The organism is Lysobacter sp. Soil_C_59, assembly GCF_057656415.1.
On the sequence record NZ_JBDGKK010000005.1, the window covers coordinates 197,520 to 210,616 of the forward strand.

The 13,097-nt window shown below is 61.0% G+C and carries 20 protein-coding genes and 1 tRNA gene; 12 read left to right on the forward strand and 9 right to left on the reverse strand.

Features of this window, described 5'->3' with window-relative positions; all coding sequences use genetic code 11:
- Window positions 1-14 precede the first annotated feature (14 nt).
- A complete protein-coding gene (locus AC3A3Q_RS12205) occupies window positions 15-1,328 on the forward strand; it encodes a choice-of-anchor Q domain-containing protein (protein WP_487586508.1) in 1,314 nt (437 codons plus the stop codon).
- Window positions 1,329-1,594: 266 nt separating this feature from the next.
- Here AC3A3Q_RS12205 and AC3A3Q_RS12210 read toward each other — a convergent pair whose 3' ends face one another.
- On the reverse strand, window positions 1,595-1,978 hold the full coding sequence (locus AC3A3Q_RS12210; RefSeq protein ID WP_487586509.1) for an SdpI family protein: 384 nt from the start codon (window positions 1,976-1,978) through the stop codon (window positions 1,595-1,597).
- Entirely contained in the window at window positions 1,975-2,271 is a 297-nt protein-coding gene (locus AC3A3Q_RS12215; protein ID WP_487586510.1) for an autorepressor SdpR family transcription factor, read from the reverse strand. The genes AC3A3Q_RS12210 and AC3A3Q_RS12215 overlap by 4 nt, the downstream gene beginning before the upstream one ends.
- Window positions 2,272-2,753: 482 nt before the next feature.
- Here AC3A3Q_RS12215 and AC3A3Q_RS12220 point away from each other — a divergent pair, with 482 nt between their 5' ends.
- The 10 genes from AC3A3Q_RS12220 (at window position 2,754) to AC3A3Q_RS12265 (ending at window position 9,363) form a co-directional block, all read left to right on the forward strand.
- The gene (locus AC3A3Q_RS12220; RefSeq protein WP_487586511.1) at window positions 2,754-4,082 is read left to right on the forward strand and encodes a tyrosine-type recombinase/integrase; all 1,329 of its coding nucleotides are present in this window, start codon (window positions 2,754-2,756) and stop codon (window positions 4,080-4,082) included.
- A gap of 2 nt (window positions 4,083-4,084) precedes the next feature.
- Complete coding sequence (locus tag AC3A3Q_RS12225; protein WP_487586512.1) at window positions 4,085-4,432, forward strand: hypothetical protein; 348 nt, start codon at window positions 4,085-4,087, stop codon at window positions 4,430-4,432.
- A gap of 77 nt (window positions 4,433-4,509) precedes the next feature.
- Window positions 4,510-4,725, forward strand: a complete 216-nt coding sequence (locus AC3A3Q_RS12230) for a helix-turn-helix domain-containing protein (RefSeq protein ID WP_487586513.1) — start codon at window positions 4,510-4,512, stop codon at window positions 4,723-4,725.
- On the forward strand, window positions 4,722-5,738 hold the full coding sequence (locus tag AC3A3Q_RS12235; protein WP_487586514.1) for an AAA family ATPase: 1,017 nt from the start codon (window positions 4,722-4,724) through the stop codon (window positions 5,736-5,738). The genes AC3A3Q_RS12230 and AC3A3Q_RS12235 overlap by 4 nt, the downstream gene beginning before the upstream one ends.
- A gap of 155 nt (window positions 5,739-5,893) precedes the next feature.
- Window positions 5,894-6,541 carry a hypothetical protein gene (locus AC3A3Q_RS12240; RefSeq protein WP_487586515.1) on the forward strand — a complete coding sequence of 216 codons (648 nt, stop codon included), beginning with the start codon at window positions 5,894-5,896 and terminating at the stop codon, window positions 6,539-6,541.
- 106 nt (window positions 6,542-6,647) lie between these two features.
- On the forward strand, window positions 6,648-7,151 hold the full coding sequence (locus tag AC3A3Q_RS12245) for a hypothetical protein (protein ID WP_487586516.1): 504 nt from the start codon (window positions 6,648-6,650) through the stop codon (window positions 7,149-7,151).
- A complete protein-coding gene (locus AC3A3Q_RS12250) occupies window positions 7,151-7,564 on the forward strand; it encodes a DUF5681 domain-containing protein (RefSeq protein WP_487586517.1) in 414 nt (137 codons plus the stop codon). The genes AC3A3Q_RS12245 and AC3A3Q_RS12250 overlap by 1 nt, the downstream gene beginning before the upstream one ends.
- Window positions 7,561-7,749: a hypothetical protein gene (locus AC3A3Q_RS12255; protein WP_487586518.1), complete on the forward strand. Its 189-nt coding sequence runs from the start codon at window positions 7,561-7,563 to the stop codon at window positions 7,747-7,749. The genes AC3A3Q_RS12250 and AC3A3Q_RS12255 overlap by 4 nt, the downstream gene beginning before the upstream one ends.
- Window positions 7,750-7,819: 70 nt before the next feature.
- A complete protein-coding gene (locus AC3A3Q_RS12260; RefSeq protein WP_487586519.1) occupies window positions 7,820-8,515 on the forward strand; it encodes a hypothetical protein in 696 nt (231 codons plus the stop codon).
- 200 nt (window positions 8,516-8,715) lie between these two features.
- Window positions 8,716-9,363 carry a DUF6988 family protein gene (locus AC3A3Q_RS12265; RefSeq protein WP_487586520.1) on the forward strand — a complete coding sequence of 216 codons (648 nt, stop codon included), beginning with the start codon at window positions 8,716-8,718 and terminating at the stop codon, window positions 9,361-9,363.
- A 97-nt stretch (window positions 9,364-9,460) separates the two neighbouring features.
- On the opposite strand, the gene AC3A3Q_RS12270 is transcribed toward AC3A3Q_RS12265, so the two are convergent.
- The 6 genes from AC3A3Q_RS12270 to AC3A3Q_RS12295 all read right to left on the reverse strand — a co-directional run bounded on the left by AC3A3Q_RS12270 (window position 9,461) and on the right by AC3A3Q_RS12295 (window position 12,199).
- Window positions 9,461-9,976, reverse strand: coding sequence for a hypothetical protein (locus AC3A3Q_RS12270; RefSeq protein WP_487586521.1), 516 nt, complete (start codon window positions 9,974-9,976; stop codon window positions 9,461-9,463).
- A 36-nt stretch (window positions 9,977-10,012) separates the two neighbouring features.
- Window positions 10,013-10,249, reverse strand: a complete 237-nt coding sequence (locus tag AC3A3Q_RS12275) for a hypothetical protein (RefSeq protein ID WP_487586522.1) — start codon at window positions 10,247-10,249, stop codon at window positions 10,013-10,015.
- Window positions 10,250-10,268: 19 nt separating this feature from the next.
- The gene (locus AC3A3Q_RS12280; protein ID WP_487586523.1) at window positions 10,269-11,171 is read right to left on the reverse strand and encodes a trypsin-like peptidase domain-containing protein; all 903 of its coding nucleotides are present in this window, start codon (window positions 11,169-11,171) and stop codon (window positions 10,269-10,271) included.
- Between the two features lie 38 nt (window positions 11,172-11,209).
- Window positions 11,210-11,548, reverse strand: coding sequence for a hypothetical protein (locus AC3A3Q_RS12285; protein WP_487586524.1), 339 nt, complete (start codon window positions 11,546-11,548; stop codon window positions 11,210-11,212).
- Between the two features lie 32 nt (window positions 11,549-11,580).
- On the reverse strand, window positions 11,581-11,961 hold the full coding sequence (locus tag AC3A3Q_RS12290) for a hypothetical protein (protein ID WP_487586525.1): 381 nt from the start codon (window positions 11,959-11,961) through the stop codon (window positions 11,581-11,583).
- A gap of 162 nt (window positions 11,962-12,123) precedes the next feature.
- A tRNA-Phe gene (locus AC3A3Q_RS12295) sits at window positions 12,124-12,199 on the reverse strand.
- 171 nt (window positions 12,200-12,370) lie between these two features.
- Between AC3A3Q_RS12295 and AC3A3Q_RS12300 the strand changes: the two genes are divergently transcribed.
- A complete protein-coding gene (locus AC3A3Q_RS12300; RefSeq protein ID WP_487586526.1) occupies window positions 12,371-12,811 on the forward strand; it encodes a DUF6491 family protein in 441 nt (146 codons plus the stop codon).
- A 13-nt stretch (window positions 12,812-12,824) separates the two neighbouring features.
- Here AC3A3Q_RS12300 and AC3A3Q_RS12305 read toward each other — a convergent pair whose 3' ends face one another.
- Complete coding sequence (locus tag AC3A3Q_RS12305; protein ID WP_487586527.1) at window positions 12,825-13,097, reverse strand: oxidative damage protection protein; 273 nt, start codon at window positions 13,095-13,097, stop codon at window positions 12,825-12,827.

Here is a 13,097-nt window from a genome sequence, read left to right on the forward strand (position 1 = left end):
GCGGGGGACCGAACATGTTCGGTTCGACGGCATTACGAATCATCTTCCTTGGCATTGCCGGCACCGCGCTTGCCATGGCCGCCCTACATCCTGTCGATGCCCGGGCGGCCACGCTCATCGTGAGCAATTGCGAAGACATCGGAGCGGGTAGCCTGCGCGATGCAGTCGCTGCGGCGGCGGATGGGGACACCATTGACCTGAGTGCATTGGAATGCAACCCGGTCTCCCTGACGTCAGGTCAGATCCATGTGCCGCAGGACAATCTCGCGTTTGTCGGACGACAGGGCATCACGATCGACGCAAACCGCACGGGGCGCGTGATCCTGCATACCGGCTCGGGCACCGTGCGCTTCGAACGGTTGCTGCTGAGCAACGGACTCCTCGTCGCCAACTTCGCAACCGGCGGCTGCCTGCATTCGGATGGCAACGTGAAACTGGTGAGTTCGGCAGTCGCCAGTTGCCAGGCGCTCGGCGAAGGCACGGATTCGATGGCGCTCGGTGGCGGCGTGTACGCCAACACGGCGCTGCTGCGGCACAGCTCGCTATCGGTCAACAAGGCCACGGCCGATACGGGACACGGTGGCGGGATCAGCACGGAGGGTCGGGTCACGATCTTCCGCTCGTCCGTCCTGAACAATGAAGCCGGCGCCGGCGGCGGCGTCTCGACCCTTGGTGGCGCCACCGTTACCTACTCGAACATCTCCGGCAACCTGGCCCGCAACAACGGAGGGATGGAGGCGGCCGGCGGCAGCGTCACGATCAACAAGTCCGCGTTCGTGGCCAACGAAGCGCAGCTTCGATGCGGCGGGCTCTGCATCGTCGGAACCGGCCGCACCAGCATCCTCGACAGCACGTTTACCCGCAACCTCGCCACCTTCCTGAGCGCCGGAGAGTTGTCGGATGACGCGACCATCAGCAACAGCACCATCGCCTACAACGTCGAGCAATCGGCAAACGAATGCACCGGCACGATTCGTGCGCGTCATCTGAAGTTGCAGAGCACAATCGCCGCCAGCAACGGCTGCGTCGCCAGCATTCAGCCCTACGACATCGGCGGACGGTCGTGGGAGGGCTATACGCTCACCGGCGCCAACAACCTGATCGGCAGATCATTGGTGAGAGTGCCCGCCGACACGATTTCCGGCGATCCGCTGCTTGAACGGACTCCCATGCCCAACGGCGGGGTGACGGACAATCTCTTGCTGATGCCAGGCAGCCCTGCGATCGATCATGGCAACAATGTCCTTGGCCGCCTGTACGACCAGCGGGGGCCGGGCTTCCCGCGGGAGAAGGGCGTGCGGGCGGATATTGGCGCGGTGGAGTTCTGAGATTGTTAGGGTCAGGTGGTGCTTTCGCGGCGCAACCATCACGCTGGGATTTCGCAATCCGCGCTAGTTTTTCCGTGTCGATCCGGAAACGAGGAGCAGGCACTTCCGCCGACCTCCTGGACGAGCCGAATCGGCCGACGCAAGCGCGTTAACGCGCCAGGCGCCGGAGGGCCGCCCGTCTCCTGAATGGAGCCCGCGGCCCTCTTCATTTGGCGCTACTGGTCTCTCACAGTGGAGACAGATTTCGCGAATGCGGACATTGCGCTTCAGGGGGCTGAACGCGTCTTTCCTTTGCTCCGCAACGACAGGCAGTAGCCGATTGTCACCAGTATTCCCAGGATGACGGCAGCAGATCCTCCTGCTACTGCGACCTGCGTCGGGGCGAACACCCAGAGCGAGGCATAGACGAGTCCACTGAGTGCCATCGACCAGCCCCCGACGCGTGCGGCCCGGCGCGCCAAGTCGTTGGGGACGAACTTCTTGGGCATCCGGTTGCCGAACCAGACAACCATCAAGCCTATGGAGCACATGACGATTCGCGTGACCGTCTCGGCTTCGATGTATCCCAGCTTGCGTGCGTAACTCGAGGCAAGCGCGAGCACCACGATGCCGACACCCCAGGCGAGGTCTGAAACCAGCTCTTTGTTCATCGTGCTTTCTCCTTCCGGGCCTTCGGTTTCTCGGTGCCAACGCCGAAGGAATGAACGAAGCCGAGCAATGCTTCCTCCAGCACCGACAGCTTCAGGTGGTAGATGACGGACTTCCCGGCCTTCTCCGCGTGGACCAGGTCGGCCTCCTTCAGCACCGCGAAGTGGGCGGACATGGTCGGCTTGGAGACGTCGAAGTGATCGCTCAGCTCTCCCGCGGTGAGTGGGCCTTTGCGCAGGAGTTGCAGCACCTGCCGTCGGGTCGGGTCGGATAGGGCTTTGAAGACCTGGCTCATATTGCGATAGTTAGCTAACTATCGAAATGTGTCAAGTTGCTTTGATGATGGGCCGACGGAAGGCGTGCTCTGTACTCGCGGTCCTGTTGTTGCTCGACGTCGATGAGCGTCGGCTTCTGCGATAACGGCCATGCGACATTCGTCTCCGCATGCAACGAGTATCCCGCGCACAGGTGGTGAGCGCGGGCGGCCGGGCTCGCAGACTGTCATGCGCCTGCTAAGGAGTTTCGTGGCGCTAGAAACGAAAAACCCCGCAAAGCGCTGAAAGCCTTGCAGGGTCTACGTTTGAATAATGGTGGCCGGGGAGGGAATCGAACCCCCGACACGGGGATTTTCAATCCGGGCGCCCGGTCATCGGCCAGATACGGAGACTTACGGTTACCCCTTGTTAAACAGCATGTTACGGCGCATCATCGTCGGTAGATTGCTGGGGATTACGGCTCCGCCTGTTACCCCGGTGTTACCCCGAGACAGGAGCGCCCATGGATGTTGTCAGGTTCAGCGAAGCTCGCGTAGCCAAGATCCGGGCAGATACGAAGTCCGGTCGGCACGAGTACCAGGATGAAGAGGTGGGTGCCCTGAGGCTTCGCGTCAGCCCGACAGCCGCCTCCTGGTATGTCCTCAAGCGGGCACCCAGTGGTGAGCTGCTTCGCATCTTGCTTGGGCGCGCTGATGAACTGTCCGTGGAGCTCGCCCGCAAGCGCGCCATCAAGACGGTTGCCTCGATCCTGGACGGCAAGAATCCCGGCGCCGAGAAACGCCAGCGGCGCGGAGAGGCAGCGCGGGAGCAACTGACCCTGGCGGATGGCCTGTCGATCTACCTCGCCGAGAAGGACAACCTTAGGCCCGCCACTCGTCTGACCTATGAGCGGGACATCCGCACCACGTTCGGTGACTACCTCGACCGCCCTTTGATGGAGCTGACGGCTGACAAGGTGAGGGACCGTCACCGGGACCGGAAGAATCGTCCTATACGGGCGCAGGCGAGGGTGGCGACGGCGCAGGCCCGCCAGAGGATCAAGGCGAGTCCGAGCCGCGCAGACGGCGCTGTACGCGCTCTGCGGGCCGTCGTGAACTTCCTGCGGGTAACGCGGGACATGGAGCTGTCAGACGTCGCCAGCAAAATCACGGCGACGCGCGGGTGGGGCAACGCACCTCGGCGTAAGCGGGCGCTCCTGGGGGAGACGCTCAGTGAGTTTGTAGTGGCCCTCCGTGCGCTGCCTGATGACCTCCCGCCGGACCTCACGGGCACCCAGCGCGACCTAACCCTGCTGCTGCTATGCACTGGATTGCGCTGGTCCAGTGCAGCCGGGCTGGAGTGGTCGGAGGTCGATTTTCGGAACAAGACCATTACGGTTCCGGCGGACCGCATGAAAGGCAAGGCCGAGCATTCGCTGCCGCTGGGGCCCGAAATGATGGGGATCCTGAAGGCACGAAAGCACCATCCCCGCTCGGAGCGCTATGTGTTTCCAGGGCTGGAGAAGGTCGTGAAAGGGAAGCCCGTGCTGGCGCCTCTTGGAAGGCTGTCCAAGCGGTTCCTGGAGAAGGTCAAGGACAGTGAGGGTGTCGTCATTACCTGGTCGCCACACGACCTCAGGCGGACCGCTCTGACGCTCTTGGAGGCCATGGACGTATCGGCCTATGCGCTCAAGCGGATTGCAGCTCACAGCCAGGAGGGTGACGTAACGGCTGGGTACCTGACGGACGACGTGAACCGCCTGCGAGGACCCATGGAGCGGCTGGAGCGCACGGCGCTATCAAGTGAGGGCTCTGTCGATAACGTGGTCGCCATGCGGCCCAAGGGGCGCTAACCATGGCCATCAACGCCAAGCGCCTCACCGCGATCATCCGCCTGTACGACGATACGCCCGAGCCTCTGAGGTCAATCTCGATTGTCAAAGACATTGAGCAACTGATCGCCAATCCTAAGAGCAAGGGCGGAGCCATTCGATCTGCAAAGGTTGCTATCGATGCCGAGCTGATCGAGGCCATGTATCCGGGCCTATCAAAGGAACAGCAAGCGCGGAGGTTAGTAGAGATGGCGCCAACTCATGGGCTGGGAGAGGGGCTGAATCCGTACCTCAGCGACACGGGCTTGGCAGCCGAAGTGCGACGTCATTCCCGCCAAGCAAAGACCCGGCGCGCAGACGGGAAGAAATAGGCCTACTACTTCCCGAGACTGAGGAACCCCGTAGTTCCACCATGAGCCCTGCCCACTACGGCAACTCATGGTGAGATATGGACGCAACTCAAAGCTCTACGCCCCCGCGCCGCCTCAGCGAACGTGAGGCATCCGAATACTTGGGGGCGGTAGCGGTTCGCACGCTCCAAGACTGGCGAATCCGTGGCGTTGGTCCGGCCTATTCCAAGCTAGGCAGGCGTGTCGTTTACGACGTTGCCGACCTTGATGCCTTCCTTGCCGCAGGTCGTGTTGAACCGAAGGCCGCTGCATGAAGGCCGGCTCGGTCCCCGCGAACGTGACTCCGATTGCCCGTGCTCCCCAGGAGTCGCGGAAGGTCGTCACCTTTGAGCGGATCGACCAAATCAAGAGAGCACCTCTCAAGCCTCTAATCGATGGCTTCTTGTACGAGGACACCCTGGGCAGCGTTGTCGGTCGCTCAGGCTGCTGCAAATCGTTCCTCGTGCAGGGAATGTGCGCCGCAATCGCCACGGGCACCCCGTGGATGGGTCGAAGCGTCCAGCAGGGAGCCGTCTTCTACTTGGGTGGCGAGGGCCGCTCAGGCATCCGAAAGCGGTTTGACGGGTGGTCAACCCATGCCGACACCCCGCTCCAGGATGCACCCCTCTACATCGCCAGTTCGCTGCCGTCACTTGCCGATGAGATGAACGTCGCAGCCGTCATATCCGAGGTGGGCGAGGTCGCGGAGCAACTGTACTTCGCCGCGGGATCCTTCGAACCCAAGCTCTTGGTCATCGACACCTTTGCCAGAGCGATGGCAGGTAGGGACGAGAACAGCGCTGCTGACGTGGGTCGCTTGATCAGTGGACTGGACTGGATCCGGGAGCGCTGGGGCTGCTGCGTGCTTGTGATCCACCACACGGGCCACGGTGAGAACACCAAGGAGCGCGGCCGAGGCTCAAGCGCCTATTACGCCGCCCTGGACAGCGAACTACTGGTCAGCAGCGACGGCGGCAGGGTCACGGTCCGAAGTACCAAAGAGAAGGACTGGCCGAAGCCTCCCGAACTACTGCTGGATCGCCACGTCGTGGACGTGCCTGTGGAGGACGCCATGGAGACGACCTTGGTCCTCAACCTTGCAGACGCAGACGACGCGCACAGCCGAGCCCGCGAGCTACGGCAGGAGATTCAGAAGCTCAGGGCCGAGGGCTGGAGCATTCGGAAGATTGCCGACCACTTGGGGGTTACCAAAGCCAAGGTCGAACACGAGCTGTCCGTACTCCAACGGCAGGCAGACGAATACCGGAGGGCTTCGGGTGGTGAGTGACGTGTCCGGGGCTGTCTGTCCTGTGGGTGTCTATAGACACCCCCCAACAGGACGACAGCAGTCCTGCAAGACGAAGGACAACAAGACAGCACAGGACAAGCAAGACAGTTGGATTGGGCGCGCTGAATTTTCTAGACCGGAACAGGAGCAATGACATGTTGGAACTACTGAAGAAGCTGTACTCAACAAGGAACGACCAGGCGAACCTCTCGGTTGAGCTGCACGACCTGGATGCTCGCTGCGAGGAGGCTAGCCGTCAGTTGATGGCTGCGCAGCAGAGCTACGGTGACCGCGTTTCCGCGAGCACCAAGCCAGCAGACCTCGATTCTCTGGATGCCGAGCTTGCGAGACTTGAGCGAGACCTCCGCCGTCTCCAAGGGCTGCGCGCATCGACGCAGAAGCGCCTCAAAGCCCTGCAGGACGCCGAGACGGCTAGGGAGGCGCAGAAGCGTTGGGATGCCTGCGAAGCGGCACTCAAGGTGCGAGAGGAGGCATTTGCACGCATGGCGCAAGCGCTCAAGGAAGCGGGCGTGTCCGTACGGGAGGCCGAAGACGCTGCGCGCCAAGCGTGGGTGGAGTTGCCGATTCGCTACGCACCACGTAACGGTCACTCGCTGGACGCGGAGTTCATCAACCTGCACGCAACCGCCGTCCGCTTGCTCGCAGTTGCCAGCGCTCGCGATGACGAAAGCGGCAATGGCCTCCTCTGGGAGATGCAGCAGCATCCGTCGCTGATGGAACAGCACGCCAGCGCTGCTGCCTATTGGCTGAGCTTCCGACCGGAGACCCGCCATGGAGACTGAAGCGCAGGCTGCCATCCCATCGGAGGCAACTGGCCCGCAAACGGAAGCGCCAGCACCCGCTCCTGCCTCGGAGGCTCCTTCGACATGGCCCGCTTGGGCGCCTCCCATGCCCGAACTGGGCCCGGATGAGCGCATAGAGCGCGATCCCCGGTCCGAAACGTTCGAGGAGCTGACTACATCGATCGACTCCCCAGCCGAGCGCCCCGGCGACTACCGGATGCCGGCACTGACTGACGAGCCGACTCCTGAGCTGCTTAGGGAAGTCCAGGCCGCCCAGTCACTGCTCTGGCACGCCAACTTCCCGCAGCAGGAGGGCAATGCGTTCCTCAAGATCCTGGTGGATGAAGCGAGGCGCGTAGGCGAGGACATGCCCGATGCCGAGTTTGAGCAACTGGCCCGGCGCACGGAGAGCACCCTCATCGGTCTGCTCGGAGAGGCTGAGTTCCGCCAGCAGCAGGCAGCGCTGACTCGCTTGCTTGATGACCTCAATGCGAAGTCTAGCGGGCAGCTTGATGAGTACCTGGACGAGTACGCGCACATCATCCTGCAGCCCCGCGTCTACCAGCGTCTGCTGGCCCACGCAGGCCGACTTGAGCACCGGAGGCGCTGATGGCTCGATTCCGTCCAGGTCAAAGCGGCAACCCCATGGGTAAGCCCAAGGGCACCCGCAACCGCAACACACGAGCGTTGGATGCCTTACTGCCCGAGGCAGAGAGGCAGGCGATTGTCAGCTCGCTGATCGAGAAGGCGAAGACGGGCGACGTCTCGGCGGCCAGTGCGCTCCTAGATCGCGTGTGGCCAAAGCTCCGTGCCAGCGCGCCTGAGGTTCGGTTCCCTTTGCCTCAGGGGACCTTGGCCGAGCAGGCCGAAGCGGTCGTGGCCGCCATCAGCCAAGGAGATATCAGCTCGGACGCGGGCGCCGAGTTTTTGCAAGCCCTCAGCGCGGTTGCTCGCTTGCGGGAAATGACCGAGCTGGAAGCGCGGCTGAGCGCTCTGGAAAACCGCTTAGGAGAGAAACGATGAAGTCCCCCCTAGAGAGCCGCGTTAGCCGCCTAGAAGCCCGTAGCCCGACCCGTCAGGCCTTCCTGATTCGGACGTTCCATACACCGGAAGAGAAGGCGGCCTTCGAGGATGAGTACGCCCGGATGGCCGAGCATGAGCGGCCCGAGCACCTGTTGCTGATTCATCGGTTCACCAAATCCGACTGAGGCGCTGAAGGTCCGACGATTCCGCTAGGATTGCACCAACTTACGACTTTCGCCCTAGAGGGAGAGTGCAATGATTCAGCCGCCAACTGGTCCAAAGACCGAAGCAACAGCAGCAATTCTGAAGGGTGCTGTGTCCGCAATACCGATCGTTGGCGGTGTGGTCGCGGAGGTCGGTAACCTCTATTTGAATCCACTCGAAAAGAGGAAGCAGGCTTGGATGGAAGACGTCTCATCTGCTCTCTCCGAGATCGAGGAGCGCTTCAATCTTCTCCCTGAACACTTGGAGCGGGATGAGAGGTTTATCTCTTTCCTCTTTCAAGCGACAGTTCTTGCATTGAAGAATCATCAGTTCAAGAAGCGAGTCGCCCTTCGAAACGCAATTGTGGCCTCAACGGGGATATCGTCTGCCGATGAGGATGTTGCTTTTCAGTTCCTGCGACTCATTGACGAACTGACTGTCACGCACTTGTCCATGTTGGGTCTGCTGCATAGGCACGCGGGGCAGTTTGCTCGCTTTGAGAAGCTTGAGCAGGTCTATGGGAAGTTGAACGAATTGATGCCGGGCGGGCTGGATCGCGCAGTCTTTAGGACGTTCCTGCATGATCTTGATTCAAGGTTTCTAGTAAGAGCCAGTGACCTGGAAGAGTTGCCCGAATACGAATCCAAGCAGCACAGCTTCGTGACTGAAGATTCATCCGTCCGCCCATTGGGTGTCACTTCCTTGGGTAGGAAGTTCTTGGAGTTCGTAGGCACTAATGACATCTAATCCCGCGCGACCGCATTTGAGGGGAGCGGTGAAAGAAGTTGTTATTGCAAGCTCGCTGTGACGGGCTTGAGGAGCCGGTTGGCGAGGTCGAGTAGTCTGGCGCCTGACTGACGGCCCGCCAAAAGGGGAAGCGGATGACTCCAGAGTCTATTCAAGTAATCCGGGAGCGTTGCCAGGTTTCCCGAGGGCACAACGACCGCATGAAGGCGCTGATGCCAAGTGGCGAAGCTCCATCTCTTCGTGCAAATTTTGCGAGATGTGCCATAGACCTGGCACTTGAGCACCACTCTGCACTAATTCGGGTGGTGGAGGCTGGAGAGTATGGAACCGGAGGAGCGCTACTGAGGCCGGTACTTGAGGCGTCAACAGCGGCCTCTTGGTTCGTCTATGTCGCTAGCTGCCGCGAGATCCAAGCGCTGCCAACGACATCCGAGGATAACCCTGTGACCGATATCCCTGGATTGGCGGAAATGATCAAGGCTCTCATCCCAGCCTTTCCGGGAATACAGAAGATGTCTGATGGTCTTAAGGCGGGCGGAACTGCCAAGTGGCTCCACAAGTACACACACGGCGGAACGCCGCAGCTAACGAGGCGAGTAAACGGTGGCTGGACGGAGCCGGAAGTCCTTATGACGCTGCTCCGGGGAGACATGTTTTCAGTCTTGGCTGCTTGTCTGGAAACCGTCATTGCCCCCAATCCACCGCTAGTGCGGTATGCATTCGGCACCCGGGATGAACTTGGGTTTGAGTTACAGATGCGGTTTGGAGCGGGCCCCATCCCGCAACAACCGCACAGTTTTCCGGACGCGCCGCTGCTCAAGGACGGATGCGGTCCGGCCTTTGCATGAGCGTGCCGAAGCCGTCTTAGGGTTGTGTGTTCGAGCTTCACTGGTATCCCCAGATGCCTGCATAGCGCTCCTGCTGATGTGAGGTTTTCCACTTGCTCTAGGGCTGTGTTGTACTGGCTTTGAGCTTTGCCTCTTCTGCTCGAATACGGTTAACCAACTCGTCTCTGACGTATTCCATCAAGGCAAGGATTGGCTTGAGGTGCAGATGCAGCGGTTTGGAGTCGACTGGTGTGAAACCAATTGGAAACTCAGCCAGCGGCGAGTCCTTCCAATACGTCAACCTCGGACGGCGTTGATCGAGGTCTGTATGGGCGTAGGCAGAGTCCCGATAGCGAGTCAGTTCGTCATGGATCGTTGTCATTCCGCTGGGAACGATTTCATCTCTCAGTAGCTTGATCTTCATGGCGGGCTTGCCCTTGGGCTGCGGATGCTCAAAGACACTGCGCGCCGGAGTGAAGGGCCGCATGTACGAAATGACAGCCATCTGGAGGAGGGCGTATCCGGCTCGAAGTGGAAGATTCTCGCTGTACTCGGCAATGCTGCTGATCGCGGAATCAATGTCCGCGTGCGCGAAACGAAGAAACACATAGTGTTCCTCTTGGGCCGAATGCATGCCACTCCCCTTAAGTTAGGTGCTGGACAATCCTGCCTAGGTGTTACCCCGTGGCGCGAACAGCAGATCGGCGACGGTGTGCAGCCCTTTCAGAAACTCATCGCGAACTGCGGGGCTGAGGTCACTCTGGCGATAGCGCTCATCGTGCACGGCCACTCCCCGAAGTGCCGTCGCGCAGATGGCCTCGCGGGAAGGGGAGGCTTCAATCAATGCCAATAGAGCCCATTGCATGGCCGTTAGCTGGCCTTCGAGGAAAGCGTCTTTCTCGTCCATCTTCTAATCCTTGAATGATCTATCGGTCACCACTTGGGTGAATTGCTTCGACTTTTGGCGGGTCAACGTTGGGAAGCCCGCAACAGTGCTTGAATCGCTTCTTGCTGCCGCATGGGCATGATTCGTTCCTGTTGGGAAGTACCCTTCCCGATTCGTCATTAAACAAGAGCCGTCTGCCGAGGATCTCCTGGATCACATGTGGGCGCCAAACTCGACCGATCTCAGAATTCTCATGGATGCGCCCGGCGTACACCCCGAGAAACTTGGTAGCCATTCCTCCTGCCATGATCTGGGATCCAGTTCGCGTGGTGTAGCCACCATTCAACCTTAGGACCACGGGCGCCCCCGACATGCCTGAGCGCGTTGTTGCGTCGATGAGGAATGCGGGTCGGCCAAGTTGAAAGTCCACATCGGGATCCGAGGCAACGTGGCCTGTCTTCCATATGGGCCAGTTTTCTCCTGCTCGAAGCCCGAGCGGAAAGCCAATTACCGATACCGGCATTGCCGGCCTTACCACCATGTCTTCCTCCGCCAATGCGAGATCGAGCGGGTACATCGCTATGTGCAATGGAAGTTCTAGCGGTATGGCAACGACGTCCACAGTTGACCCGAGTGGGTGTTCCAACCACAAAGGATCTCCCTCCCCGGAAAGGAGGGGAATTTCTAGGGGGGACCACTTGCCGAGATCGCCGGACGTGTGGAAGGCGACCACGAGGCGGTCGGGGGTCGCAGCGTTTCGGTCGAGGCACACGCCCGAATCTGGGTCGCGGCCAGATACAACGTGCCAGTTCGTAATCAGGTAGGGCTGCCCACCGAACGTGACAGTGAAGCCAGTTGCCGTCGCAAGGGGGGTCAGTCCGAAGAATGGCTCGATTCGCAACGAGCTTCCAGACAGTGGGTCAATGAGGACTTTGCGAGGCATGCTCGGTTCGCCAATGCGAGACAGTGGGGGCGATGCAACTAGTCGCCTGACGGGTCCAGTTTGATCTCGGTAACGATGCCGTTAGTGAAGCGCACGGTGGTAACCAGGTGCTCCGCGTAGTTGGTCAGGTAGCCCCAGCTCTCAGTGTTGGCTCTGGCCTCGCGGCGCTCGGGCTCCTTGCCCATGGCGTCCCGGACCTCCGCGACGGTCTGCCCGATCTTGACCTTGCCGATGGCAACTGAGTTGTCGTGGGACCTTAAGCACGCGGCGTTGTCGGTATGCCAGCCCTCGCACGGGCCGGAACGGGCGTAGTGGCCACCATAGGTGCAGGCGGAAAGTGAAAGCAGCAGCGATCCCGCGACAATTGCCGTCCTCATCTCTTCTCCAAGTGGTTTGCGTTAGAGCCCCGTCACAGGGGGTGCTTCATGAAGGCCTCAGCAAACCAGTAGCTGGCAGCTACCATCCCGGCGGTTGCGCACAGGCTCAATAGCATGGTCGCCATCCGGGCTTTGGATAGAAGCTGTTCCTTAGGGACCCATTCCGGCGCGCTGGAGGACACAAAGTCCATGAAGTATCCCCAAAGGAATAAGCCAAGAAGCCACTTCAAGGCGGTAAGTGGCCAAAGACCAGTTTTGATTTCCACGTAGCGAATCAGCGCGAGCAGGGCACACCACCCCAGCCAAGTGAACGCCAGTGGAGCCGCGTTGCGCGCAAATCGCGACGTGCCATCGACGGTCGCCTTGTATCGCTCCCACTCGACCCCCTCTGGCTTCTCCCAAGCGCTCTTCATCGCAGCCCCCCTTCTCTCGAAAGATGTTCAACAACCCAACACGTTGCGTCTAGGGGGTGCATTGGCAGCCGAAGTTACCCCCGCGTTACCCCGGTCCATAGAGCTGCCCACAGCAAAAGGGCCTGCATCTCTGCAAGCCCTTGATTTGACGCTGTATTTGAATGGTGGCCGGGGAGGGAATCGAACCCCCGACACGGGGATTTTCAATCCCCTGCTCTACCAACTGAGCTACCCGGCCATTCCGCGACGGTCAGGCCGTGCGAGGAGCGGAATGATACGGATCACGGGCGGGCATGGCAAGCCGGATGTGCGCTGAACGGGTTCGCGGCCGGCTGCAGCGCCGGCGCCGGGGCGGTGCAAGATTGGGGCGTGTTCTTCCACAGGCGGCCCGTGGCTGCAGGAGAGCGTCATGAAAGCCCTCGTCTTCGCTTGCCTGGCCGCGTTGCTCGCCAGCGGCTGCGCCAGCCAGTCGCGCATCAGCGATGCCGACAAGCTGCAGTTGTACCGCGCCCATGCAGGTGCGCCGGTTCCGAACTTCCAGTACTACGGCCGCCTCGACGGCTGGACGCCCCTGGGCGAGACGGCGCTGGCGGTGTGGACCAAGCCCAGCGAGGTCTACCTGCTCGAGCTCAAGGGCACCTGCCAGGACCTGGACTTCGCCCAGGCCATCACCGTGACCAACCAGTTCGGGCGGGTGTACCAGAACTTCGACAAGGTCATCGTGCTGGGCCAGGGGGCCAACCAGATCCCGTGCTGGATCAAGGAAATCCGTCCGGTCGATGCCAAGGCGTTGAAGCAGGCCGAAAGCGAGAAGCGCGCCGCGCAGGTCGCCGAGCGCGAGAAAGCCTGACTCAGGCCCGGTATCAGTTTTCGGGCGCGACGTAGCCGGCGGGTTTGGCCGCGTCGCCGCCGAACAGGAACTTCTCCATCTCGCCTTCGAGGAAGGCGCGGTGCTTGGGATCGAGCGGCGACAGCCGGTTCTCGTTGATCAGCATGGTCTGGTGCGCCAGCCACGCCGCCCAGGCGGGTTTGCCGATGTGGGCGAAGATGCGCTTGCCCAGCTCACCCGGCCACGGCACGTAGTCGAGGCCTTCGGTTTCGCGCTTTTCGTATTCGCAGTAGACGGTGCGGGGCAT

Bases quoted from the DNA above. Each gene is read 5' to 3' on its own strand.
- AC3A3Q_RS12270 (WP_487586521.1), bottom strand. From the start codon at position 9,976: ATGCATTCGGCCCAAGAGGAACACTATGTGTTTCTTCGTTTCGCGCAC.
- AC3A3Q_RS12290 (WP_487586525.1), bottom strand. From the start codon at position 11,961: ATGAAGAGCGCTTGGGAGAAGCCAGAGGGGGTCGAGTGGGAGCGATAC.
- AC3A3Q_RS12225 (WP_487586512.1), top strand. From the start codon at position 4,085: ATGGCCATCAACGCCAAGCGCCTCACCGCGATCATCCGCCTGTACGAC.
- AC3A3Q_RS12260 (WP_487586519.1), top strand. From the start codon at position 7,820: ATGATTCAGCCGCCAACTGGTCCAAAGACCGAAGCAACAGCAGCAATT.
- AC3A3Q_RS12285 (WP_487586524.1), bottom strand. From the start codon at position 11,548: ATGAGGACGGCAATTGTCGCGGGATCGCTGCTGCTTTCACTTTCCGCC.
- AC3A3Q_RS12210 (WP_487586509.1), bottom strand. From the start codon at position 1,978: ATGAACAAAGAGCTGGTTTCAGACCTCGCCTGGGGTGTCGGCATCGTG.
- AC3A3Q_RS12280 (WP_487586523.1), bottom strand. From the start codon at position 11,171: ATGCCTCGCAAAGTCCTCATTGACCCACTGTCTGGAAGCTCGTTGCGA.
- AC3A3Q_RS12300 (WP_487586526.1), top strand. From the start codon at position 12,371: ATGAAAGCCCTCGTCTTCGCTTGCCTGGCCGCGTTGCTCGCCAGCGGC.
- AC3A3Q_RS12255 (WP_487586518.1), top strand. From the start codon at position 7,561: ATGAAGTCCCCCCTAGAGAGCCGCGTTAGCCGCCTAGAAGCCCGTAGC.
- AC3A3Q_RS12230 (WP_487586513.1), top strand. From the start codon at position 4,510: ATGGACGCAACTCAAAGCTCTACGCCCCCGCGCCGCCTCAGCGAACGT.
- AC3A3Q_RS12240 (WP_487586515.1), top strand. From the start codon at position 5,894: ATGTTGGAACTACTGAAGAAGCTGTACTCAACAAGGAACGACCAGGCG.
- AC3A3Q_RS12275 (WP_487586522.1), bottom strand. From the start codon at position 10,249: ATGGACGAGAAAGACGCTTTCCTCGAAGGCCAGCTAACGGCCATGCAA.
- AC3A3Q_RS12250 (WP_487586517.1), top strand. From the start codon at position 7,151: ATGGCTCGATTCCGTCCAGGTCAAAGCGGCAACCCCATGGGTAAGCCC.
- AC3A3Q_RS12220 (WP_487586511.1), top strand. From the start codon at position 2,754: ATGGATGTTGTCAGGTTCAGCGAAGCTCGCGTAGCCAAGATCCGGGCA.
- AC3A3Q_RS12215 (WP_487586510.1), bottom strand. From the start codon at position 2,271: ATGAGCCAGGTCTTCAAAGCCCTATCCGACCCGACCCGACGGCAGGTG.
- AC3A3Q_RS12265 (WP_487586520.1), top strand. From the start codon at position 8,716: ATGAAGGCGCTGATGCCAAGTGGCGAAGCTCCATCTCTTCGTGCAAAT.
- AC3A3Q_RS12235 (WP_487586514.1), top strand. From the start codon at position 4,722: ATGAAGGCCGGCTCGGTCCCCGCGAACGTGACTCCGATTGCCCGTGCT.
- AC3A3Q_RS12205 (WP_487586508.1), top strand. From the start codon at position 15: ATGTTCGGTTCGACGGCATTACGAATCATCTTCCTTGGCATTGCCGGC.
- AC3A3Q_RS12305 (WP_487586527.1), bottom strand. From the start codon at position 13,097: ATGCCCCGCACCGTCTACTGCGAATACGAAAAGCGCGAAACCGAAGGC.
- AC3A3Q_RS12245 (WP_487586516.1), top strand. From the start codon at position 6,648: ATGCCCGAACTGGGCCCGGATGAGCGCATAGAGCGCGATCCCCGGTCC.